This is a genomic window from Streptomyces sp. BL1 (assembly GCF_057628045.1).
Genome location: NZ_JBXYWZ010000002.1, coordinates 6,191,420 through 6,212,519 on the forward strand (window position 1 = coordinate 6,191,420; position 21,100 = coordinate 6,212,519).

General features: G+C 71.7%; 16 protein-coding genes and 1 pseudogene. 7 read left to right on the forward strand and 10 right to left on the reverse strand.

Annotated elements, in window-relative coordinates:
* Positions 1-95: 95 nt before the first annotated feature.
* Together AC3AGO_RS27210 and AC3AGO_RS27215 are read right to left on the reverse strand one after the other, a co-directional pair.
* Positions 96-1,511, reverse strand: coding sequence for an MFS transporter (locus AC3AGO_RS27210; protein ID WP_487822868.1), 1,416 nt, complete (start codon positions 1,509-1,511; stop codon positions 96-98).
* 236 nt (positions 1,512-1,747) lie between these two features.
* Positions 1,748-3,214 (reverse strand): MFS transporter, encoded by a 1,467-nt coding sequence (locus AC3AGO_RS27215; RefSeq protein ID WP_487822869.1) that lies wholly within the window; start codon positions 3,212-3,214, stop codon positions 1,748-1,750.
* A gap of 221 nt (positions 3,215-3,435) precedes the next feature.
* Here AC3AGO_RS27215 and AC3AGO_RS27220 point away from each other — a divergent pair, with 221 nt between their 5' ends.
* Positions 3,436-4,389 (forward strand): esterase/lipase family protein, encoded by a 954-nt coding sequence (locus AC3AGO_RS27220; protein WP_487822870.1) that lies wholly within the window; start codon positions 3,436-3,438, stop codon positions 4,387-4,389.
* A 115-nt stretch (positions 4,390-4,504) separates the two neighbouring features.
* Here the strand turns inward: AC3AGO_RS27220 and AC3AGO_RS27225 are convergent, their stop codons facing one another.
* Positions 4,505-5,515: a lytic polysaccharide monooxygenase auxiliary activity family 9 protein gene (locus tag AC3AGO_RS27225; protein ID WP_487822871.1), complete on the reverse strand. Its 1,011-nt coding sequence runs from the start codon at positions 5,513-5,515 to the stop codon at positions 4,505-4,507.
* 184 nt (positions 5,516-5,699) lie between these two features.
* A complete protein-coding gene (locus tag AC3AGO_RS27230) occupies positions 5,700-5,993 on the reverse strand; it encodes a hypothetical protein (protein ID WP_487822872.1) in 294 nt (97 codons plus the stop codon).
* Between the two features lie 432 nt (positions 5,994-6,425).
* Here AC3AGO_RS27230 and AC3AGO_RS27235 point away from each other — a divergent pair.
* Positions 6,426-7,448 (forward strand): annotated as a pseudogene (locus AC3AGO_RS27235) (GlxA family transcriptional regulator); the annotation flags it as partial.
* Positions 7,449-7,563: 115 nt separating this feature from the next.
* Here AC3AGO_RS27235 and AC3AGO_RS27240 read toward each other — a convergent pair.
* The 4 genes from AC3AGO_RS27240 to AC3AGO_RS27255 all read right to left on the reverse strand — a co-directional run bounded on the left by AC3AGO_RS27240 (position 7,564) and on the right by AC3AGO_RS27255 (position 11,276).
* Positions 7,564-7,881 carry an SCO4225 family membrane protein gene (locus AC3AGO_RS27240; RefSeq protein ID WP_487822873.1) on the reverse strand — a complete coding sequence of 106 codons (318 nt, stop codon included), beginning with the start codon at positions 7,879-7,881 and terminating at the stop codon, positions 7,564-7,566.
* A 182-nt stretch (positions 7,882-8,063) separates the two neighbouring features.
* Positions 8,064-9,134 carry a Gfo/Idh/MocA family protein gene (locus AC3AGO_RS27245; RefSeq protein ID WP_487822874.1) on the reverse strand — a complete coding sequence of 357 codons (1,071 nt, stop codon included), beginning with the start codon at positions 9,132-9,134 and terminating at the stop codon, positions 8,064-8,066.
* A 203-nt stretch (positions 9,135-9,337) separates the two neighbouring features.
* Positions 9,338-10,534 carry a MarP family serine protease gene (locus AC3AGO_RS27250; protein ID WP_487822875.1) on the reverse strand — a complete coding sequence of 399 codons (1,197 nt, stop codon included), beginning with the start codon at positions 10,532-10,534 and terminating at the stop codon, positions 9,338-9,340.
* 280 nt (positions 10,535-10,814) lie between these two features.
* Positions 10,815-11,276, reverse strand: a complete 462-nt coding sequence (locus tag AC3AGO_RS27255) for a MarR family winged helix-turn-helix transcriptional regulator (RefSeq protein ID WP_487822876.1) — start codon at positions 11,274-11,276, stop codon at positions 10,815-10,817.
* A 210-nt stretch (positions 11,277-11,486) separates the two neighbouring features.
* Here AC3AGO_RS27255 and AC3AGO_RS27260 point away from each other — a divergent pair, with 210 nt between their 5' ends.
* Positions 11,487-12,047 carry a DoxX family protein gene (locus AC3AGO_RS27260; protein WP_487822877.1) on the forward strand — a complete coding sequence of 187 codons (561 nt, stop codon included), beginning with the start codon at positions 11,487-11,489 and terminating at the stop codon, positions 12,045-12,047.
* Positions 12,048-12,149: 102 nt separating this feature from the next.
* A complete protein-coding gene (locus AC3AGO_RS27265; protein ID WP_487822878.1) occupies positions 12,150-12,968 on the forward strand; it encodes a dioxygenase family protein in 819 nt (272 codons plus the stop codon).
* Between the two features lie 375 nt (positions 12,969-13,343).
* Here AC3AGO_RS27265 and AC3AGO_RS27270 read toward each other — a convergent pair whose 3' ends face one another.
* Complete coding sequence (locus AC3AGO_RS27270) at positions 13,344-14,273, reverse strand: GNAT family N-acetyltransferase (RefSeq protein WP_487822879.1); 930 nt, start codon at positions 14,271-14,273, stop codon at positions 13,344-13,346.
* A gap of 57 nt (positions 14,274-14,330) precedes the next feature.
* On the opposite strand from AC3AGO_RS27270, the gene AC3AGO_RS27275 reads away from it, so the two are divergent.
* Positions 14,331-14,717, forward strand: a complete 387-nt coding sequence (locus tag AC3AGO_RS27275) for a GntR family transcriptional regulator (RefSeq protein WP_487822880.1) — start codon at positions 14,331-14,333, stop codon at positions 14,715-14,717.
* 80 nt (positions 14,718-14,797) lie between these two features.
* On the opposite strand, the gene ybiA is transcribed toward AC3AGO_RS27275, so the two are convergent.
* The gene (ybiA, locus tag AC3AGO_RS27280) at positions 14,798-15,406 is read right to left on the reverse strand and encodes a riboflavin biosynthesis intermediates N-glycosidase (protein WP_487822881.1); all 609 of its coding nucleotides are present in this window, start codon (positions 15,404-15,406) and stop codon (positions 14,798-14,800) included.
* A gap of 227 nt (positions 15,407-15,633) precedes the next feature.
* Between ybiA and AC3AGO_RS27285 the strand changes: the two genes are divergently transcribed.
* Positions 15,634-19,350, forward strand: a complete 3,717-nt coding sequence (locus tag AC3AGO_RS27285) for a nitrate reductase subunit alpha (protein ID WP_487822882.1) — start codon at positions 15,634-15,636, stop codon at positions 19,348-19,350.
* Positions 19,350-21,092 carry a nitrate reductase subunit beta gene (gene narH / locus AC3AGO_RS27290; protein WP_487822883.1) on the forward strand — a complete coding sequence of 581 codons (1,743 nt, stop codon included), beginning with the start codon at positions 19,350-19,352 and terminating at the stop codon, positions 21,090-21,092. Before AC3AGO_RS27285 ends, narH begins: the two co-directional genes overlap by 1 nt.
* The last annotated feature ends 8 nt before the right edge of the window (positions 21,093-21,100 follow it).

Below are 21,100 nucleotides of genomic sequence, written 5' to 3' on the forward strand. Positions count from 1 at the left end.
GGCGCCGGACAGGCCCGCCGGTGCGGACTCCGGTGCTGCCCCCGGGCGCGCGCTCTTCGGCGCGCGCCCCGTCCGGGCTCGTACGGGGGCGGGCGTCAGGCCGCGACGCCGACCATCTCCCGTGCCTCTTCCTTGGTCGCGGCCGCGGGCGGCGAGCCGGGCAGCGGCCGTCCCGCGGACTCCTTGGCGAAGTAACACGCCACGGCACCGATCACACCGGCCGCCATCAGGTAGTAGCCGGGCACGTTGATGTCGCCGGTCGCCTCCACGAGCGAGGCGTTGATGACCGCCGTCGTACCGCCGAACAGCGAGACCGAGATGTTGAACGCGATCGACAGACCGCCGTACCGGATCTCGGTCGGGAACAGCGCCGGCAGTACGGAGGGCATCGTGCTGTTGAAGCACAGCAGCATCAGCGCCATCAGCGCCAGGCCGAGGAAGACCGAGGTGATGGTGTTCTGCTGGATCAGCAGGACGGAGGGCACACCGAGCACGATCAGCATCGCGCAGCCCGTGAAGATCACCGGCTTACGGCCGATCCGGTCCGAGAGCCGCCCGGTGAAGGTGATGAGGAGCATGCCGATCGCCAGCACGCCGATCTCCAGGATCTGCGCCCAAGTGGCGTTCACCGCGGGGGCGTTGGAGGCGATGTACTCCAGCATGTACGTGGTGAGCATGTAGTTGGTCACGTTGAAGACCAGCACCAGGCCCATGCACACGAGCATCGGCCGCCAGTACCTGACGAAGATCTTCTTGATCTCCTTGAAGGTCTGGTTGCCCTCACGGCCCTCCGACTCGGCGGCCAGCGCCTGGTACGCGGGGGTGTCCTCCAGCTTGAGCCGCAGGTACAGCCCGATGATGCCGATCGGCCCGGAGATCAGGAACGGGATGCGCCAGCCCCAGGAGATCAGGGCCTCGTGGGACATGACGCCCGGCAGCTGGATGATCAGCGAGACGAGCCCGCCGAACAGGTAGCCGGTCAGCGTGCCGAACTCCAGCCAGCTGCCGAGGAATCCGCGCTTCTTGTCCGGCGCGTACTCCGAGATGAACGTCATCGCGCCGCCGTACTCACCGCCGGTGGAGAAGCCCTGCACCAAGCGTGCCAGCAGCATCAGCAGGGGCGCGGCCGCACCCCAGGTCGCATAGCCGGGGATGAACGCGATGACGAACGTACCGACGGCCATCAGGATCACGGTGATCGACAGCACCCGCGTGCGGCCGATGCGGTCGCCGAGCGGGCCGAAGAACATGCCGCCGAAGGGGCGGACGAGGAAGGCGACGGCGAACAGGCCCAGCGTGCCGATGAGCCCGACCGTCTTGCTGGCGCCGGTGAAGAACACCTCGGTGATGACGGGGGTGAGGTTCGCGAAGACCCCGAAATCAAACCATTCGGTCACGTTACCGATGGCCGCCGCACCGATGGCGCGTTTGATGACGCCCGGCTCGGTGACCGTTATCTCCTCGACCCGCAGCGGCTTGCCGTCCGCTGGTTCGGCCTGTGCGGCTGTCACAAGTAACTCCCTCTCATTGGCTACCGGCCGCTGCTGCCCGGAAGTCGCCGACTAACTCGGGGAGTTTGCTTGGTTGATGAATGCTTTACTGGATATGAACTCTCTTTTACCGGGGTTTGAAGTTCAGTGAATTCCCGGTGACCTGATGTGTGAAATACCCCACGCCATAAGGGAGTCGGAGCGCCGGAGTACGCGCCGGAGTGCGACCGCCTCAGTACGCGCTCCGGGTCCGGCAGTCAGCCGGCCGGCTGCGCGTTCCGTGCCGCCCGTACCGGCAGCAGTACGCACAGTCCGGCGACCACCACTGCCGCGTCCAGCCATACGGCCGCCTCCCAGTTCCCGGTGCTGTCCCGGAGCGCGCCGCTGACGGCGGGGGAGAGGACGGCGCCCATCTCGCCGATCAGGTTCTGCATGCCGAACGCCGAACCCCGCAGGTCGGGCCGGGCGATATCGGCGAGGAGCGCGTGCCCGATGGGCTGCAGCGCATTGAAGAACAGACTCGCGGAGAAGAGCAGCAGCCCCATGATCCACAGCGAGGGCTTTCCCGCCGCGCTCAGGTACCAGGCGAACGCCACCGTCAGTACCGCCTGCGCCGCCGTGAACCACAGCAGCATCGGCTTGCGGCTCCAGCCGCGGCGTACCGCGTAATCGGAGAGCCAACCGCCCGCGGGGAAGCCGAGAATGCCCGCGCCCGCGTTGAAGCCGGCGGTCAGTGCAGCGGCCATGAAGGAGGAGTGCGCCGCTCCCGAGACGATGGACACCGACCAGAAGGAGAAGAACCACAGGTTCCAGAGAATGGCGATATAGGCGAGGTAGATACAGACGAGTGAGCGGTTCCGCAGGACCGGGCCCAGCTCCTCGCCCTTGCGCAGCAGCGCGAACAGCACGAGCCCGACGGCGAGTACGCACTCCAGTACCGCGATCCACAGCCCCGGCAGCCCGGCCTCGTCGCCCAGCAGATGCACGGCCATGATCAGGGCGAGCGAGATCCCGGAGTACAGCGCCAGATGCCCGGTCGCCTTCCCGAGCCGGGGAAGGGTGAGGTGCGCGCGGAAGTACCAGGCCAGCAGCAGCCCCACGGCGAGGGTGGCCAGCCCCAGCACCCAGAACGCCATCCGCCACGCCTCCACGTCGTCCGGCATGAGCAGCTTGCCGAGACCGATGAAGTGCGGGGTGAAGACGATGGCGATGGTGATGCCGAGGGCGAGCCCGGTGATGACGACCCCGAGGCCGAGGCTGCGGTCCCGTTCCGGGGTCTCGGCGGCGATGACGGTGCGGTCGTTGGAGTAGTACGCGCCCTCGCCGAGCCCCGTGACCACGCGGGCGACGATGAACGCGACGAGCCCGCCCACGAATCCGGTGGCGAGGGTGGCCACGCCCGCCCACAGCAGGCTCACGACGATCAGCGTGCGGTGCCCGTACCGGTCGCCGAGATAGCCGCCGGGGAACTGCGTGAGCATGTAGCCCGCGAAGAACAGCCCGCCGACGAGGCCGCCGAGCGCGTGCGGGTTGGGCTCGTCGGCGAGGAAGCCCACCCCGTTGTCGATCATCCAGGTGACGACGGGCCCGGTCACGGCGCGGTCGGCTGCGCTGACCGTCCAGCCGAGGAGGAGCAGCAGCCACAGCGTGTGCCAGGGGCGCCAACGCCCACGGGTGCCGGGTGCCGTTGACGCGGAGGACGGGGTGCGCGGTGCGGAACTCATGGGCCCTCCCGGGGGCTTCCGCAGGTCGGGGAGCGGCGCACGACTGTAGGCGCGGGCGCGTACGGCGGGGAACACCCGTGCAGTGATCCCGCGCCTCCTCCGTGCCCGGGACACAACACCTTCACGTGCACACCGCTGGTAACCCCCGTTACCCGTCCGTATGTTGACAGCCATTCAACAAGCGCGATCCGTCCTCTCAGAGCCGCGAGGAGGTCCGCACCATGGACCCGTCAGCACGTACGGACAGCACAGCACGCACGGAACGCAGAGCCCGCACCCGTCGTAGAGCCCCGGTACTTCGCGCGGCGCTCGCCGTGGGCGCGGCGGTGGCGCTCACGGCGGGAGCCGCACCGGCCGTCTCGGGTGCGGAGCCCACGCCGGAGGCGTCCCGTACGGCCGGCCCGCCCGTCAAGTCCCCTGCGGGCGGCGGCGGTTGGAACGACTACTCCTGCAAGTCGTCCGCCGCGCACCCGCGCCCCGTCGTCCTCGTACACGGCACCGGCGGCAACAGCGTCGACAACTGGCTCGGCCTCGCCCCGTACCTGGTGCAGCGCGGATACTGCGTCTTCTCCCTGGACTACGGGCAGTGGAAGGGCATCCCCCTCGTCCACGGCCTCGGCCCCGTGGAGAAGTCGGCCGGTCAGCTGGACGCCTTTGTCGACAAGGTGCTGGCCGCCACCGGAACCCGGAAGGCGGACCTCGTCGGGCACTCCCAGGGCGGGATGATGCCGCGGTACTACCTCAAGTACCTGGGCGGCGCCGCCCACGTGAACGCGCTCGTCGGCATCGCACCCAGCAACCACGGCACCACCCTCGGCGGGCTCGCCGAACTCGCCCGCAAGTACCCGCAGATCGGCGACGCCGTACGGGGGTTCTCGCCCGCGGCCATGCAGCAGACGCAGGACTCGGACTTCCTGAAGCGGCTCAACGCGGGCGGCGACACGGTGCCGGGCGTCAAGTACACGGTGCTCGCCACGAAGTACGACCAGGTCGTCACCCCGTACCGGTCGCAGTTCCTGAACGGGCCCGACGTGAAGAACGTGACCCTGCAGGACCTCTGCCCGGCGGACATCTCCGAGCACCTGGCGGTGGGCCTCGCCGACCGCGTCGCCTTCCACGAGACGGCCAACGCCCTCGACCCCGCCAACGCGAAGCCGACCACGTGCAATTCGTGACGGCCGTTACGTGACAGCGGGCCGGACGCGGGCATCCGGCCGGTACTGCGGACGGCGCCGCCGACCCCGGAGGTGAAGGAGCGGGGGCGGCGGCGCCGGGTTGTGGGGTCGCGGGTCAGCCGCGGTGCCGGCCGTTCACGGCGCGGCGCCGGACGGTGCCGAACAGGAAGGCCGCACCGACCGCGAGGGCCGCCGCACCGCCGATCGCGACGGTGGTCGTACCGTCGTCCTCGCCGCCGCCGGTGTGCGCCAGCTTCGCCGCGCCGCCGTTGGGCTGCGTGCCCTCCCCGGCGGCCTGCGTCTCCGTACCGTTGTGGCCCGCGTGGTCCGCGCCGTGACCGCTGTGGTCCACGGTCGACTTCGCGGCGTCCGACGCGATCTGCTCGTCGCTCGGCGCCTGCGGGGCCGCGCTCCCGGCCGCGTTGCTCTCGGCGGCCGCACTCGTGCTGTCACCGGAGGAGCCGGCCGCCGCGGCCTTCGTGGCGCTGCCGCTGCCGCCGAAGGTGACGTCGGAGCAGCTGTAGAACGCCTCCGGGCTGTCCGAGCGCTGCCAGACGCTGTAGATCAGGTGCCGGCCCGACTTCTTCGGCAGGTCGGCCGCGAGTGAGTAACTGCCGTTCTTCACCTGCGGATCCTTGACCGTGGAGATCGGCTTCGACTCCAGGTCCGACCACTTGAGCGGCTTGGCCGGGTCGTAGCCGTCCTTGGTGATGTACTGCGTGAAGGTGCCCTTGTGCGGCGCCGTCGCCTTGTACGAGAACGTGTGCTTGCCCGCGGTCATCTTCGACGCCGGCCAGTCCGCGCGCGGCAGGTCCAGGCCCTTGTACTTGTCGCGGCCCGCGCTGCACAGCTTCCCGTCGGGAATGATCTCCTTGTGCTTCCCGGCGGCGTCCGCGATGTTGACCTCGTTCCAGTCGTAGAACGCCTGCGGGCCGCTGGCCTTGACCGCGGCCTTGCACGCGGCCGACTGGGGGCTCTCCGGACCCTCGGCGAAACAGGTGGACACCCGGCTGACGGGGTCCTCCATCGAGCCGTGGGCCGCGGCCGGGCTCGCGCTCAGCACACCGAGGGCTATCGGCGCGATCCCGAGGGCTGCGATGCCTGCGGCCTTCTGGCGAGCGGTCATGGTGCGGTCTCCTTACGGTGGACTGCTGGTGTGGGGGGTCGGAATCCGCCGTCGGCGCCGTCCCCCGGTGGCGGCGCCGGCTGCCGAATCCCGCCTGGCGTCCAGCACGTTAGACCGCGTCAGCCCCGTTTCCAGGCCCCGAAGAGCCCTCCCGACGATCTTTATGACGCGCTTAAGGACCGCCTCACAGGCGGTTAAGCGCGGGTCCCTCGGTGGGCGCTTCGGTGGGGGCGCCGGCGACAGGTGGGCCGGTGGCCGGTGTGCGGCGGGGTGGACGGGTCATGAGGGAGGTTGTTCCCAGAACGGCTGTGGTCAGCAAGGCGGTTCGGAGGCTGTACGTGTCGGCGAGCGCTCCCGCGGCGGCCGGGCCCGCGAGGGTGCCGAGGCCGAGGAAGAGGACCGTCGCGCTGAAGCCCGTCGAGGGCTGATCCGGGTACACGTGGTGGCTCCACACGGCCAGCAGGCCCGAACCGGCCATGAAGCAGGGCCCGTACAGCACGGCGGAGGCCCAGCACGGCGGGCAGCGCTCCCGGGGCCGCGGCCAGGAGGGCGACCGCGGCGGCCATCCCCGCGAACAGACCGGTGTGCACGAGCCGCAGCCCGCCCGAAGCGGGCGACCAGTCCGCCCGCCGCCAGCAGCGCCATCAGATAGCCGGTGTAGCTCAGGCTGCCGATGAGGCCGGTGAGTGCGACGGACAGCCCGAACTCCGCGCGGAATTCCGGCAGGAAGAGGCCGTAGCCGTAGCGCGCGAAGCCGAAGGAGACACCGATCGCGCCCATGCCGGCGAGGGTCAGCCGCAGCGGGGTCGAGGGGGCGGAGAACGTCACGGAGCGTTTCATGTGCTCAGCCTCCGCACCGCGCCCCGGCTCGACCATTGGCGTAAATGACAGGGTCCCGTAGATTTACGCCATGGCCTCGAGAGCGGAGCGCACCGCGCAAGTGGAAGACCGGGAGTCCGACACGTACGACGTGCCGGGCGGGGAGCAGCGGCCCGTACGGGTCGTCGTCCCCGTCCTGGAGCACACCTCCCTCCTCGAACTCGCCGTGCCCTGCGCCGTGTTCGAGGATCCGTACTACGAGCTGACGCTCTGCGGCACCGCCGTGCCCGGTGTGCAGCACGCGCGCGGCGGGCTCCGGCTGGAGACCGAACGCGGCCTCGACGCGATGGACGACGCCGACCTCGTGGTGGTGCCCGCCTGCGTGATGGACGGCGGCGCGACCCCGCCCGCGCTGCTCGACGCGCTGCGCGCGGCGCACGCCCGCGGCGCCCGCGTCGCCGCGCTGTGCACCGGGGCCTTCGTCCTCGCCGAGGCGGGCCTGCTGGAGGGGCGGACGGCGGCGACGCACTGGATGTTCGCGGCCGAACTGCGCCGCCGCCACCCGCGGGTGCGGGTCGACGAACAGTCGCTGTACGTCGACGACGGCGCCGTCCTCACCAGCGCGGGTACGGCCGCGGCCCTCGATCTGTGCCTGCACATCGTGCGCGGCGACTTCGGCGCGGTGTACGCGTCCGAGGTGGCCCGGCGGCTCGTGGTGGCCCCGCACCGGGAGGGCGACCAGGCGCAGTACGTACCGGCTCCGGGCACCGTACCGGCGCGGGCCGACGGGCTCGGGCCCGTACTGGACTGGGCGGTCGAACGGCTCCACGAGCCGCTGACCACGGGGGAGTTGGCGGCCCGCGCGGGGATGAGCACCCGTACCTTCGGGCGGTACTTCACCCGCGAGGTCGGGACGACCCCGCTGAAGTGGCTCAACCAGCGGCGGCTGGCCCGGGCCCGGGAGCTGCTGGAGTGCACCGATCTGCCGGTGGACTCCGTCGCCGAACGCAGCGGCCTCGGCACAGGGGACGGCCTGCGCCAGCACTTCCGGCGGGCACTGGGCACCACCCCGGCCGCCTACCGGCGCACGTTCCGCGGCCGGGAGACGGCGGGGAAGGCGGCAGGACAGGCGGCCGGACAGGCGGCCGGACAGACAGCGGGGCGGGCAGCCGAGCCCGCGGAAGTCCCGCAGACGGAGGCCCCGTTGGGGAGTGACCGCGGCGCGCGGGTCAGGGGCAGGACGTCCGGTTCCGGCGTACCGAGCGCACCAGCAGGCCGAGCACCGAGGCGTTGACGAAGGCCGCGGCGGAGATGCCGATGAGCAGCAGCGGCCCGTCCATCCCCGGCAGCGACAGCAGCAGGAGACTCGTGGGCGCTGTGGCGAAGGCCGGCCAGACGCCGGCCAGGGACGCGTCGGCGTGCGGGACGAACGCGGCGTCCACGGCCGCCCAGATGACCAGCACCGCGCACACGCTCAAGTAGGACCGGGAGATCCAGTTGTCCGATATGGCCGACAGTGCCTTCCCGGCCCAGCCCCGATGTCGCATGCTCGCTCCCTGTTCGCCTGCCTGTTCCCTTTCATGATCGGAGAACGGCGGCGGCGCGACATGAGCGATGGCCCCCGGAGTGATCTGAGTAGAGCTACTCAGATCACTCCGGTATCCGAATCAGCCCTGCGCGCACGGCACTTCGGCACGGCGGGCGCTCCGCGGCACGGTCCGGTGCCCGGTCACGAGCCCGACTCGGCGCCGTGCCGTACGGGTTCGGCCGCGCCGGACTCGCCGGCCGTCCGTACGGCCTCGGCGACCGCCAGCGTCCGGGCCGCGTCCGCCACGGACACCAGCGGCTCGGCCTCGCCGCGCGCCACGTCGAGGAAGTGCCGCAGCTGGCCCGAGTAGGAGTCGCCGGTCTCCCGCGGCAGGAAGCGGGTGCTGAGCGGGTGGTTCCAGTCGGAGGTGCCCTGGTGGTAGTGGTGCGCCAGGTCCGGGAAGGACAGCGAGCCGGACGTACCGGAGAACGTGTAGCAGGAGTTGCCCGGCCGGTACGGGAAGCCCGGATCGTCCTCCGTCGCCTGGTCCCAGCCCCACGGCGCGACGACGCTGTCGGAGATCACGAACGAGCCGAGAGCACCGCTCTCGAAGGTGAGCGTCACGCAGGCGGTGTCCTCCACCTCGTGGCCGCGCGCCGCGTTGCTCGTACGGGCCTGCACCGCGGTGATCTCGCCGCACAGGTGCCGCATCAGATCCAGGTCGTGCACGAGGTTGATGAGGATGACGCCCGCGCCCTTCTCCCGGCGCCACGCCTGCTCGAAGTACGCGTCCGGCTTCCGCGTCAGCCACACGCCGTTGACCGCGAGCAGCTTCCCGAGCCCGCCCTCGCGCAGCAGCGACCGCGCGGCCCGTACGGCCGGATGGTGCCGCCTGTGGTGGCCGACCAGGACCGGCGTCGCCTGCTCGGCCTGCGCGGCGAGCAGCGTTCCCGCCTCGGCGGGCGAGGTGGCGACCGGCTTCTCCAGCAGCACGGGCACACCGGCGCGTACGCAGTCGACGGCCGTGCTGACGTGCGCGGCGTTCGGGCTGGCGACGACGACCGCGTCGAGGCCCGGCTGCGCGAGGAGTTCACGGTGGTCGGTGAAGTACGGGACGCCGCTCTCCCGGGCCAGCCTGTCGGTGTACGGGTCGGAGACGCCCGCGAGGACGGCGCCCTCCTCCGCGGCGAGGAACCCGGCATGCGAGGTGCCCATCACCCCGGCGCCGATGATGCCGATACGGAGCGGGGGCTGGGCGGGGGAGGAGGCCATGAAGGCGCCGACGTCCTTTCGGAGGGGGTCTGACCTGCGACTGACGGCGAGTCAGCCAAGCGGCACGACGCTAAACACGCCCCAGACCACCGTCAAGACCGCCCCGAAAGGGGCGCGGGGAACTGCGCAAACCCCACGCAGACCGCAGCCGCCATCCCTCTCACGGAGACACCCGAGGTGGCGCACGGCTTCCCGCCGGGACGCTAAAGCGCTGAGCGGTTGCCGGTGTCGACCGGCTGGCTGGCGTTCGCCGCGCGGGCCGCCTGTTCGCGGACCTGGTCGGCCGTGAGCGCGTAGCCCGTCGCGTTCTCGCTGGTCGAGCGGGCGAAGATGACGCCGGAGACATCGCCGTTCGTGGTGAGCAGCGGGCCGCCGGAGTTGCCGGGGCGCACGTTCGCACGCAGCGAGTAGATGTCGCGGGTGCTGAGGCTGGTGCCGTAGATGTCCTGGCCCTGGGCCTGTACCCGCCCGGCGACGGTCGCGGCGCGCAGGTCGAGCCCGCCGTTCTCCGGGTAGCCGGCGACGACGCCGGGGTCGCCGCGCTTGGCGTCGCCCGCGAAGTCGAGGGACGGCGCGTCCAGCCCCGGTACGTCGAGGACGGCCACATCGGTCTTGGGGTCGAAGAGGACGACCTCGGCCTCCACGGCACGGCCCGTGCCGCCCACCCGTACGGTCGGGTCGTCGACGCCGGCGACGACGTGCGCGTTCGTCATGACGTGGTCGTCGGCGTAGACGAACCCGCTGCCTTCCTGGCCCTGCCGCCGCCCGTCGACGTCGGCGACGCCCTCGACCTTGACGGTGCTGCGCTGTGCCGCGCGGGTCGCCGCGGGGGTGACCGAGTCGCCGGAGGGCTTGGCCACGGACGTGCCGGGCTCGTTCTCGAAGGGGTTGAACACCGGCGGGAAGCCGGCCGTGGTGAGCGCGCCCGACGCCCTGTTGAACCAGGTCGAGGCCTGGTCGGGCAGCCTGTCGTGCACGGTGCCCAGGACGGAGGAGCCGCGGATCGCCTGGTTCAGCATGGGCGAGGGCGACGAGGCGAGGGCGCTGGCCGCCATCCAGCCGACGACCAGGACCGCGAGCCCGTTCACGACGGCGCCTCCGACGCCGTCGGCCCACCGCACCGGCGCCCACCTCAGCGCCTCCCGCAGCCGGTAGCCCAGCGGGGAGGTGATGGCGTGCCCGGCGGCGGCCGGGAGCAGGACGGTGAGCAGCGCCACGACGGTGGCCGCCGTGGTGCCCTTCTCCACGTACTCGAGGGTGAACGGCAGCAGCCAGACGCCGAGGACGGCGCCGCCGACGAAACCGGCGAGCGAGCAGACGCCGGCCACGAGTCCGCGCTGGTATCCGGAGATCGCGAAGAGGACGACCGCGAGGATCAGGAGCAGATCCAGGAGGTTCACGGGGCTCCCCTTTCGTCTTCGCCGTGTCTGTGGGGCTCGGCCGCCACGGTGCCGTGGCGGGTGTCCGGTCTTGTCGCGTGTCTCCGGCCGTTCCCGGGCGAAGGCGCCGCTGCTGGACAGAACGCCGGGGACCGCCTGTGCGGTTCCACATGTGACGGAGTGCATGCATGGCGGGGCGCCCCGTACGCGGTCCGATCCGCGCCGTCGGTCCGTCCCGTCGAGCCGTCAGCCCGTCCCGTCGAGCCGTCGGCCCGCCCCGCAGTCCGCCCCCGCGCGGCCGTCAGTCCGTCTCGCGGAGCCGGCGGCCGACGCGGCCGAGGCTCTCGGCGATGACGGCCAGTTCGTCCCTGTCGAGGACGTCGATGAGCGCTTCGCGCACGGTGGCGACGTGGCCGGGCGCGGCCTGCCGCACCACCTTCCAGCCCTCGTCGGTGAGGGCCGCGAGGACGCCGCGTACGTCCTCCGGGCAGCTGCGCCGCCGCACCAGACCGCGCTTCTCCAACTGGCCGACCTGGTAAGTGAGGCCGCTCTTGGAGGTGATGAGCAGGTTGGCGAGCTCGGTCATCCGGATCTCGCCCTCGGGTGCGGCGGAGAGCCGGGTGAGGATCTCGTACTGCGGGTGGGAGAGCCCCGCTTCCTCCTTGAGCTGCTGCGCCAGCCGCTGTTCCACCCGGTTGGTGGCCTCCAGGAATCCCTCCCAGGCCGCCATCTCCTGTTCGTCCAGCCACCGGGTGTCAGTCATGACGCCATCGTACGCGGTTGTTCAAATTCAAACCGTCGGCTATCGTCGCGAGCATGGTTCGAATTTGAACAAGGGCGTTCGAAAGTGGACCGCCGCCGAGAGCGGACCGCCGCCACCGTCCCCGGCGGCGCACAGAACGAAGCATGTGAAGTACACGGATCCCGGTCCCCACGACCGGCCCCGGTCCACCTGACGTAGGGAGCTCCGCTCATGTCATCCCCCCGCGCCACGCTCGACGCCCCGATCACCGCCGACCAGACCGGCGGCCCCGCGCCGGCCGCCTCGGTCCACGCGTACGACGCCGGCCTGCTGCTGCTCCGGGTCGTGCTCGGCCTCACCATCGCCGCGCACGGTGCGCAGAAGCTGTTCGGCTGGTTCGGCGGACACGGCCTCGAAGGGACCGGCAAGGCCTTCGCCGGCATGGGCTACCCGTCGGGCAAGGCGATGGCCGCCGTCGCCGGACTCACCGAGGCCCTCGGCGGCCTCGGCCTCGTACTGGGCCTGCTGACGCCGCTGGCCGGCGCCGCCGTCCTCGGCACCATGATCAACGCCATCTCCGTGTCGGCGAGCGGCGGCTGGTTCGCGCCCGAGGGCGTGGAGTTCGCGGTGCTGCTCGCCGCCGGCGCCGCGGCGCTCGCGCTGACAGGGCCCGGCCGGTACGCCGTCGACCGCGTGCTGCCCGGCCTGCGTTCGCACCGGCTCACGTACGGGGCGGCCGCCGTCGTGCTCGCCGTCGTCCTGGCAGCGGGCACCCTTCTGATCCGCAACTGAGCGTGCTCCGCGGCCGGGTGACCCGGTCGCCGGTGACCCGACGACAGGGAAGCCGGCGGCCGGACCGGCCGCTGCGAGAACCGAGAGAAGGGCCGAACGCCCATGACCAGCAGCACCGTTGACACCCGGGACCGGCAGGAACGGCCGGACCGGATGCCCGTCCTCTATCTGAGCCACGGGGCGCCGCCGCTCGCCGACGACGCGCTGTGGACCTCCCAGCTCGCGGACTGGTCCGCGAAGCTGCCGCGGCCCCGGGCCGTGCTGATGGTGTCGGCGCACTGGGAGTCGGCGCCCGTCACGCTCTCGGCGACGGAGACGGTGCCGCTGGTCTACGACTTCTGGGGCTTTCCGGAGCGTTACTACCGCGTGCGGTACGCGGCACCCGGGGCCCCGGAACTCGCCGCGCGGGTCCGCGGGTTGCTCTCCGGAACCGGCACCCCCGTGCACGACGCGCCGGACCGCGGCCTCGACCACGGCGCGTACGTACCGCTGGTCGAGATGTATCCGGACGCCTCCGTTCCCGTGCTCCAGATGTCGATGCCCACGCTCGACCCGGAGCGGCTGCTGGACCTGGGGCGCAAGCTCGCCCCGCTGCGCGACGAGGGGTATCTCGTCGTCGGCAGCGGCTTCTTCACGCACAACCTCGACGGCATGACGTGGGGCACGGGGCCCGGCGAAGCGCCGGGCTGGTCACGGGAGTTCGACGCGTGGGGCAAGGAGGCGCTGGACCGGCAGGACGTCGACGCGCTGCTCGACTTCCCGCACCGGGCCCCCGCGGGCCGGTACGCGCACCCGCGTACCGAGCACTTCGCGCCGCTGTTCGTCACACTCGGCGCCGGCGAGACCGACCTCGCCGGCCAGCGCACCGTCATCGACGGCTTCTGGGGCGGCCTCGCCAAACGCTCCGTCCAGCTCGGCTAGGCGGGCCCCTGCGGGGTGCCGCCGCCCTGCCCTGTACCCCGAGCCGCGCTCACACCGCCGACCGGATCCGCGCGCGGGACCGCCGCTGCGGCGGGGAAGGATTGCGCGCACGGGCGGGCCGGGCCGGTTCGGCAGGAGGGCCGAGACTGACCTGTCAGGTCGCCGTCCACTCCCTCCGCCGCGACGGCGAGCAGGCCAGCGGCACTGGTCGGCGGTGACAGCGCGGCGCGGTCCGTACGCCGAGCGCCGCTTACACCGCCGACCGGCGCCGCTCGGGAGGCCGCCGCTGCGGCGGGGAGGGGCGGGGCCGGGCGGTCAGGTCGCCGCACACGCTCGGCGGCGGGGCACGGCCCGGGCCCGTGCGGGCCCGGGTCCTCACAGGGTTTTGGTGTGGCGGCGTTCTGTGGCGGTCAGTTCGTAGCCGAGTGCCTTGTTGACCGCGAGCATCGGGGCGTTCGTCGCGTCGTTGCCCGTGAACGCGCGTTTGTAGCCCGCCTCGCGGGCCCGCCGCAGCGCCGCCGTCTTCGCCAGCCGCGCCAGACCGCGGCCGCGGTGGGCCCGCCGGGTGCCGGTCATCGCCGACCAGTAGCGGTCCCGGCCGTCCGTCTGCGCCACGCTGTACGCCGCCACCTCGCCGTCCGCCACGACGACCGCCGACAGCCGCGCGTCGAAGTCGGGGCGCCGCCAGTTGAGCGTCAGCCAGTCCTCGTACGGGAGGGCCCCGGCCGGCACCTCGCCCGGCTCGTCCCCGGCGCACTCCAGGTCCGCCTCGTACAGCGGACGCAGCGCGTCCCCGAAGTCCGCCACGGCGCACAGCCGTACGCCCTCCGGGAGTTCACCGCTCTCCGGCTCCGGAAGCCGCGCCGTCGCCAGGTCCAGGGACAGGAAGCGGGCGCGGGGCCCGGGCAGCCAGCCGCGCCGCTCCGCGAACCCGGGCGAACCGCCGTCCTCCGCCACCCACGTGTGCAGCCGCGCCGCGCCGAGCCCGCGCAGATACGCCTCACCGGCCCGGGCGAGCGCCGCGCCGACGCCCTGCCCGCGCGCCTCGGGGCGGACCGCGATGTGCAGGAAGCCCTGCCCCGGCTCCGTACTGTCGAAGTGCAGTCCGGCGTCCGCGCAGCCCACGACGCGCCCGGCCCGGTCCTCCGCCAGCAGCCAGCGCAGCCGCTGGGACGCGGGTGCGGCAGCCGCCGTCCACGCCACCGCCGCGCCCGTGCACACGAGATGGGGCACCGCCGCCTCGCGCACCCCGGCCACCGCTTCCGCGTCCCCGTCGCGCTCCAGCCCCCGCACGGTCGTCACCATGCCGCCGCACGCTACGCGCCCGCCGACCCCGCCGCCGCACCATTTCCGCTCCCCGGCATGGAGAATGACCCCGTGGCGTTGAAGATCAGCATCGATCCGGCCGGAACCACGGCACCGTACGAGCAGTTGCGCGCGCAGATCTCGGGGCAGGCCCGCGAGGGCGAACTGCCCGTCGGCTACAAGCTGCCGACCGTGCGCGGGCTCGCCGAAGAGCTCGGCCTCGCGGCGAACACCGTCGCCAAGGCGTACCGCGCGCTGGAGGCGGACGGCGTCATCGAGACCCGGGGCAGGCGCGGCACGTTCGTCGCCGCGGCGGACGACGCCGCGTCGCGCGAGGCGGCCGAAGCCGCGCAGGCGTACGCCCAGCGCGCCCAGCGCCTCGGCCTCGACCACGCCACGGCCCGCGCCGCCGTCGAGGAAGCCCTGCGCGCCACCTACGACTGACGGACCGACGACTGACGGGCCGACAGCCGCTCAGCGGCTCACGCCTGACCGTTCACACCTGACCGTGGGCACCTGGCCGTTCACGCCGGAGGGTTCTCCGTCCGTGCCACCGCCGCCGCGCGGGCCGGCGCACCCCACACGCCCGTGTGGCTCAGCAGCCGTGTGCGCGCGTCCATCAGGGCGAAGCCCAGCAGATTGAGCCCCCGCCAGCGGGCCGGATCGTGGGAGCGGGGGTCGTCGACGGGCAGTCCGATGCCCCATATCCGGTCCAGCGGGCTCGCCTCCACCAGCACCCGCCCGCTCGTCCCCAGCAGGAACTCCCGCAGCTCCGTGTGCTGTTCGAACTTGTGCGTGCTGCCGTCGACGACCAGTCCGAAGCGCTCCCGCTCCCACACCGCCTCGTCGAAGCCGCGGACCTGGCGGCCCGCCGACTTCGCCTCGCGCGGATGGGCCGCCGCCAGCACGCGCCGCTCCGCCTCGGCGTCGCCGAACAGCCGCGCCTTGCCGGCCATCATCCAGTGCTCCGCCGTGGCGTACTCCACCCCGTCCACCGTGAACGGCGCCTGCCACCACTGGCTGAGACAGCCCTTGCCGGCGCTCCCGTCGCGCAGCGGACGGTGCCCCCAGAACCAGAGGTACTTGAAGCGCTCCCCGCGCGCAGTGCGCTCGGTCAGTTCGGCGACGTCCATTCCGTGAGTCTTTCAGGCGGGACTGACAAACCACGACGCATTTACGGTTCGCGTACCGACCGTGCGGCGCTGACGCCCCGTCATCCGGCCGTCGCCGTGCCCCTCGCCTGACGCCCCGTCGCCCGTCTGACGCCCTGTCACTCGTGTGGACCGGCGCCGCGCGCGACCCCTCCGGGGCCGGTCCTAGCGTGAGCCGGACTGAGCGAGTCCGCCGCCGAGGAGGGTCAGTGACAGCCAGTCCGAGCAGGACCAAGCCGGGTCTGGACGGCGCGGCAAGCGAACTGCTGCTGCGTACGGGCCGGTTCTTCACCAGCGGAGTCGTCTCGGGCGACCTGCGGACCGTGTCGAAGGAGGGCGGGCGCGGCGGCGACGTCTTCTACCGGGACAGATGGAGCCACGACAAGGTGGTCCGCTCCACGCACGGGGTCAACTGCACCGGGTCCTGTCGCTGGAAGGTGTACGTCAAGGACGGGATCATCACCTGGGAGACCCAGGAGACCGACTATCCGTCCGTCGGACCCGACCGCCCCGAGTACGAGCCCCGCGGATGTCCGCGGGGCGCCGCGTTCTCCTGGTACACCTACTCGCCCACGCGCGTGCGCTACCCGTACGTGCGCGGCGTCCTCCAGGAGATGTACCGGGAGGCGAAGCAGCGCACCGGCGACCCCGTGCTGGCCTGGGCGGACATCCAGCAGGACCCCGAGCGCCGGCGCCGCTACCAGAAGGCGCGCGGCAAGGGCGGCCTGGTGCGGGCGAGCTGGGACGAGGCCGTCGAGATGGTGGCGGCGGCCCATGTGCACACCATCCGGAAGTACGGCCCGGACCGGGTGGCCGGCTTCTCCCCGATCCCGGCGATGTCGATGGTGTCGCACGCCGCGGGCGCCCGCTTCATGTCGCTGATCGGCGCGCCCATGCTGTCGTTCTACGACTGGTACGCCGACCTTCCCGTCGCCTCCCCGCAGGTGTTCGGCGACCAGACCGACGTACCCGAGTCGGGCGACTGGTGGGACGCCGCGTATCTGCTGATGTGGGGTTCCAACGTGCCGGTGACCCGCACACCGGACGCGCACTGGATGGCGGAGGCGCGCTACCGGGGCCAGAAGGTCGTGGTCGTCGCCCCGGACTACGCGGACAACGCCAAGTTCGGCGACGAGTGGGTGCATCCGCACCCCGGTACGGACGGGGCGCTCGCCCTCGCGATGGGGCACGTCATCCTGAAGGAGTTCTTCGTCGAGAAGCGCACGCCCTTCTTCGACGACTACGTACGCCGCTTCACCGACCTGCCGTTCCTCGTCACGCTGGAGGAACGGGACGGCGCGCACGTGCCGGCCAAGTTCGTCCGCGCGTCCGACCTGGGCGACGGCAGCGAGGGCGCCGACTGGAAGACCGTCGTCCTGGACGAGAACAGCGGCCTGCCCGCCGTGCCGAACGGCTCGCTGGGCTTCCGCTGGACGGAGAGCGGCAAGGGCAGGTGGAACCTCGACCTGGGGGAGGTCACGCCCAAACTGTCGCTGTACGGCGACGAGTTCGCCGCCTCCGCCGAGGTGCTGCTGCCCCGCTTCGACACCGACGGCGGCGCGCACGGACAGGGCCGCGGCGACACCGTACGCCGCGGCGTGCCCGCCACCCGGCTCGGCAGCCAGGACGGTCCACTGGTCACCACGGTCTTCGACCTGCTGCTCGCGCAGTACGGCGTCGGCCGCGACGGGCTGCCCGGCGAGTGGCCCGACGGCTACGAGGACACGCGGACGCCGGGCACTCCCGGCTGGCAGGAGACCCACACCTCCGTCCCCGCGGCCCAAGCGGCCCGTATCGCCCGGGAGTTCGCGCAGACCGCCGAACAGTCCGAGGGGCGCTGCATGATCCTCATGGGCGCCGGCACCAACCACTGGTTCCACTCGGAGACGATCTACCGCACGTTCCTCGCCCTCCTCCAGCTGACGGGCTGCCAGGGCCGGAACGGCGGCGGCTGGGCGCACTACGTCGGCCAGGAGAAGTGCCGCCCCTCGACCGGCTGGGCCTCCCTCGCCTCGGCCAACGACTGGTCGCGCCCGCCCCGCCAGATGATCGGCACGGCGTACTGGTTCCTCAACACCGACCAGTGGCGGTACGACAGGTTCACCGCCGACGTGATGTCCTCGCCGCTGGGCACCGGCGCGTTCGAGGGGATGACCGGCGCGGACTGTCTGGCGCTGGCCACCCGTACGGGGTGGATGCCCTCGTACCCCACCTTCGACCGCAATCCCCTCGACCTCGCCGACGAGGCAGGGGAGGGCGACGCCGTAGCGCACACGGTGGACGAACTGCGCGCAGGGCGGCTCGGGTTCGCCTGCGAGGACCCCGACGACCCCGCCAACTGGCCGCGGGTGCTGACACTGTGGCGTGCCAATCTGCTCGGCTCGTCCGCCAAGGGTGCCGAGTACTTCCAGCGGTACCTGCTCGGCACCGACTCGTCGCTCAGCGCGCAGGAAGCGCCCCCGGAGGTGCGGCCGCAGAACGTGAAGTGGCACGAGCAGGCACCCGAGGGAAAGCTCGACATGCTGCTCTCCCTCGACTTCCGCATGACGTCCTCGACCCTCATGTCGGACGTCGTCCTGCCGGCCGCCACCTGGTACGAGAAGCACGATCTGTCCAGCACGGACATGCACCCCTACGTGCACTCCTTCACCCCGGCCGTGAACCCGCCCTGGCAGGCGCGCTCCGACTTCGACGCCTTCCACGCCATCGCCCGCCGGTTCAGCGACCTGGCACGCGAACACCTCGGCGTACGCCGCGACTTGGTCGCCACCCCGCTGCAGCACGACACGCCGGCGGAGACCGCACAGCCCGGCGGCGTCGTACGGGACTGGCGGGCCGGCGACTGCGAGCCGGTGCCGGGGAAGACGATGCCGCAGCTCACCGTCGTCGAGCGGGACTATCCGGCGGTCGCCGCGAAGATGGCCACCCTCGGGCCGCTCGTGGAGAAGCTCGGTCTGCCCTCCAAGGGCATCGCCTTCCGTCCCGACGAGGAGGTCGAACAGCTGCGGCAGCGCAACGGGGTGCAGCACGGCGGCCCGGCCGACGGCCGCCCGCTGCTCGACACCGCCGTGAAGGCCTGCGACGCGATCCTCGCCCTGTCCGGCACCACCAACGGGCGCCTCGCCACCCAGGGTTTCCACACGCTGGAGGGCCGCACGGGGCAGGAGATGGCACACCTCGCCGCCGAGCACGAGGGCAAGCGGATCAGCTACGCCGACACGCAGGCGGCCCCGGTGCCCGTCATCACGTCGCCCGAGTGGTCGGGCAGCGAAGCGGGCGGCCGCCGCTACACGGCGTTCACCCTCAACACCGAACACCTCAAGCCCTGGCACACGCTGACGGGACGTCAGCACTTCTTCCTCGACCACGACTGGATGCACGAACTGGGCGAGGCGCTGCCCGTGTACCGGCCACCGCTCGACATGAACAAGCTGTTCGGTGAGCCGGAGATCGGGCCGGACGGCGAGAAGCAGGTGACGGTCCGCTATCTCACCCCGCACAGCAAGTGGTCCATCCACTCCGAGTACCAGGACAACCTGTTCATGCTGGCGCTCTCCCGCGGCGGCCAGAACATCTGGATGTCCCCGCAGGACGCCGAGGCGATCGGCGTGTGGGACAACGACTGGATCGAGGCGGTCAACCGCAACGGGGTCGTCGTCGCCCGCGCGGTCGTCTCGCACCGCATGCCGCGCGGCACGGTCTACATGCACCACGCGCAGGACCGCACGGTCTCCACTCCGAAGACCGAGACGACGGGCAAACGCGGCGGCATCCACAACTCGCTGACCCGCCTCATCCTCAAGCCCAGCCATCTCATCGGCGGTTACGGGCAGTTCTCGTGGGCCTTCAACTACCTGGGCCCCACCGGCAACCAGCGCGACGAGGTGACGGTCATCCGCCGCCGCGGGCAGGAGGTGACGTACTGATGGCGCGCCGGAAGGGACAGCAGCAGGGCCGCCGGGTCATGGCGCAGATCGCCATGGTGATGAACCTCGACAAGTGCATCGGCTGTCACACCTGTTCGGTCACCTGCAAGCAGGCGTGGACCAACCGCGGCGGCGTCGAGTACGTCTGGTTCAACAACGTCGAGACCCGCCCTGGCCAGGGCTATCCGCGCCGGTACGAGGACCAGGAGACCTGGCGCGGCGGCTGGGAGCTGAACAAGAAGGGGAAGCTCAGGCTCAAGGGCGGCGGCCGGTTCAAGAAGCTGGCGACCATCTTCGCCAACCCCAAGCTGCCGAACATCAAGGACTACTACGAGCCCTGGACGTACGACTACAAGAACCTCACCGACGCGCCGCTGGGCGACGACATCCCCGTCGCCGAGCCGCGCTCCCTGATCTCCGGCAAGCCCATGAAGATCGAGTGGAGCGCCAACTGGGACGACAACCTGGGCGGGTTCAGCGAGGTCAGCGACCAGGACCCGATGGTCAGCAAGGTGCGCGAGTCCACGCAGCAGAAGGTGCGGACGGCCTTCGAAGAGACCTTCATGTTCTATCTGCCGCGCATCTGCGAGCACTGCCTCAACCCGTCCTGCGTGGCGTCCTGTCCGTCCGGCGCGATGTACAAGCGGGCCGAGGACGGCATCGTGCTCGTCGACCAGGACCAGTGCAAGGGCTGGCGGATGTGCGTGTCCGGCTGCCCGTACAAGAAGGTCTACTTCAACCACAAGACCGGCAAGGCCGAGAAGTGCACACTGTGCTACCCGCGCGTCGAAGTCGGCCTGCCCACCGTGTGTTCCGAGACCTGCGTCGGACGGCTGCGCTACCTCGGCGTCATCCTGTACGACCCCGACAAGGTCACCGAGGCCGCCACCACGCCGGACGACACGGACCTGTACGACGCGCAGCTGGGCGTGTTCCTCGACCCCGAGGACCCCGAAGTGCGGCGGGACGCCGAGCGGAACGGCATCACGTACGACTGGATCGAGGCGGCGCGGCGCTCACCCGTGCACAAGCTGATCAGCACGTACAAGGTGGCGCTGCCGCTGCACCCGGAGTACCGCACCATGCCGATGGTCTGGTACGTGCCGCCGCTCTCGCCGGTCGTGGACGCGCTCACCGAGACCGGCTTCGACGGGGAGGACGCCGGCAATCTCTTCGGCGCCATCGACACCCTGCGCATCCCGCTGGAGTACCTCGCCGAACTGTTCACGGCGGGCGACACGGGCCCGGTTCGTGCCTCGCTGGAGAAGCTCGCCGCGATGCGCTCCCACATGCGCCGCGTCAACCTCGGCGAGGAGAGCGGCATCGCCGAGGAGGAGACAGCACGCGCGGTGGGCATGAGCGCGCGCGAACTGGAGGAGATGTACCGGCTGCTGGCGATCGCCAAGTACGAGGAGCGGTACGTCATCCCGACCGCAGCCGTGGGTGACGCGCAGCGGCTGGAGGAGACGGCGCTGCCCGACACGTGCAGCCTCGACTTCGACGGCGGCCCCGGCATGGGCGGTTCGGGCCCGGTGGGCGAGGAGTCCGGGAGCGGGCCCGTACCCGTCGCCGTCGAGAACTTCCACGTGCTGCGCGACCGGCAGACGGCCGACGACCCGGCGGACCCCACCAAGGGCCGCGTCAACCTCCTGAACTGGGACGGCAACGGGCGTCCCGACGGGCTGTTCCCGTCCGAGAAGGCCGAGGAAGGACCGAAGGGCCCGGAAGGGGGCGCACGGTGAAGCGCAGC

What these genes read in the sequence shown, in the direction of transcription:
- AC3AGO_RS27215 (WP_487822869.1), bottom strand. Translation starts at nt 3,214, where the DNA reads ATGAGTTCCGCACCGCGCACCCCGTCCTCCGCGTCAACGGCACCCGGC.
- AC3AGO_RS27220 (WP_487822870.1), top strand. Translation starts at nt 3,436, where the DNA reads ATGGACCCGTCAGCACGTACGGACAGCACAGCACGCACGGAACGCAGA.
- AC3AGO_RS27225 (WP_487822871.1), bottom strand. Translation starts at nt 5,515, where the DNA reads ATGACCGCTCGCCAGAAGGCCGCAGGCATCGCAGCCCTCGGGATCGCG.
- AC3AGO_RS27230 (WP_487822872.1), bottom strand. Translation starts at nt 5,993, where the DNA reads ATGGCCGGTTCGGGCCTGCTGGCCGTGTGGAGCCACCACGTGTACCCG.
- AC3AGO_RS27240 (WP_487822873.1), bottom strand. Translation starts at nt 7,881, where the DNA reads ATGCGACATCGGGGCTGGGCCGGGAAGGCACTGTCGGCCATATCGGAC.
- AC3AGO_RS27245 (WP_487822874.1), bottom strand. Translation starts at nt 9,134, where the DNA reads ATGGCCTCCTCCCCCGCCCAGCCCCCGCTCCGTATCGGCATCATCGGC.
- AC3AGO_RS27255 (WP_487822876.1), bottom strand. Translation starts at nt 11,276, where the DNA reads ATGACTGACACCCGGTGGCTGGACGAACAGGAGATGGCGGCCTGGGAG.
- AC3AGO_RS27260 (WP_487822877.1), top strand. Translation starts at nt 11,487, where the DNA reads ATGTCATCCCCCCGCGCCACGCTCGACGCCCCGATCACCGCCGACCAG.
- AC3AGO_RS27265 (WP_487822878.1), top strand. Translation starts at nt 12,150, where the DNA reads ATGACCAGCAGCACCGTTGACACCCGGGACCGGCAGGAACGGCCGGAC.
- AC3AGO_RS27270 (WP_487822879.1), bottom strand. Translation starts at nt 14,273, where the DNA reads ATGGTGACGACCGTGCGGGGGCTGGAGCGCGACGGGGACGCGGAAGCG.
- AC3AGO_RS27275 (WP_487822880.1), top strand. Translation starts at nt 14,331, where the DNA reads ATGGAGAATGACCCCGTGGCGTTGAAGATCAGCATCGATCCGGCCGGA.
- ybiA (WP_487822881.1), bottom strand. Translation starts at nt 15,406, where the DNA reads ATGGACGTCGCCGAACTGACCGAGCGCACTGCGCGCGGGGAGCGCTTC.
- narH (WP_487822883.1), top strand. Translation starts at nt 19,350, where the DNA reads ATGGCGCGCCGGAAGGGACAGCAGCAGGGCCGCCGGGTCATGGCGCAG.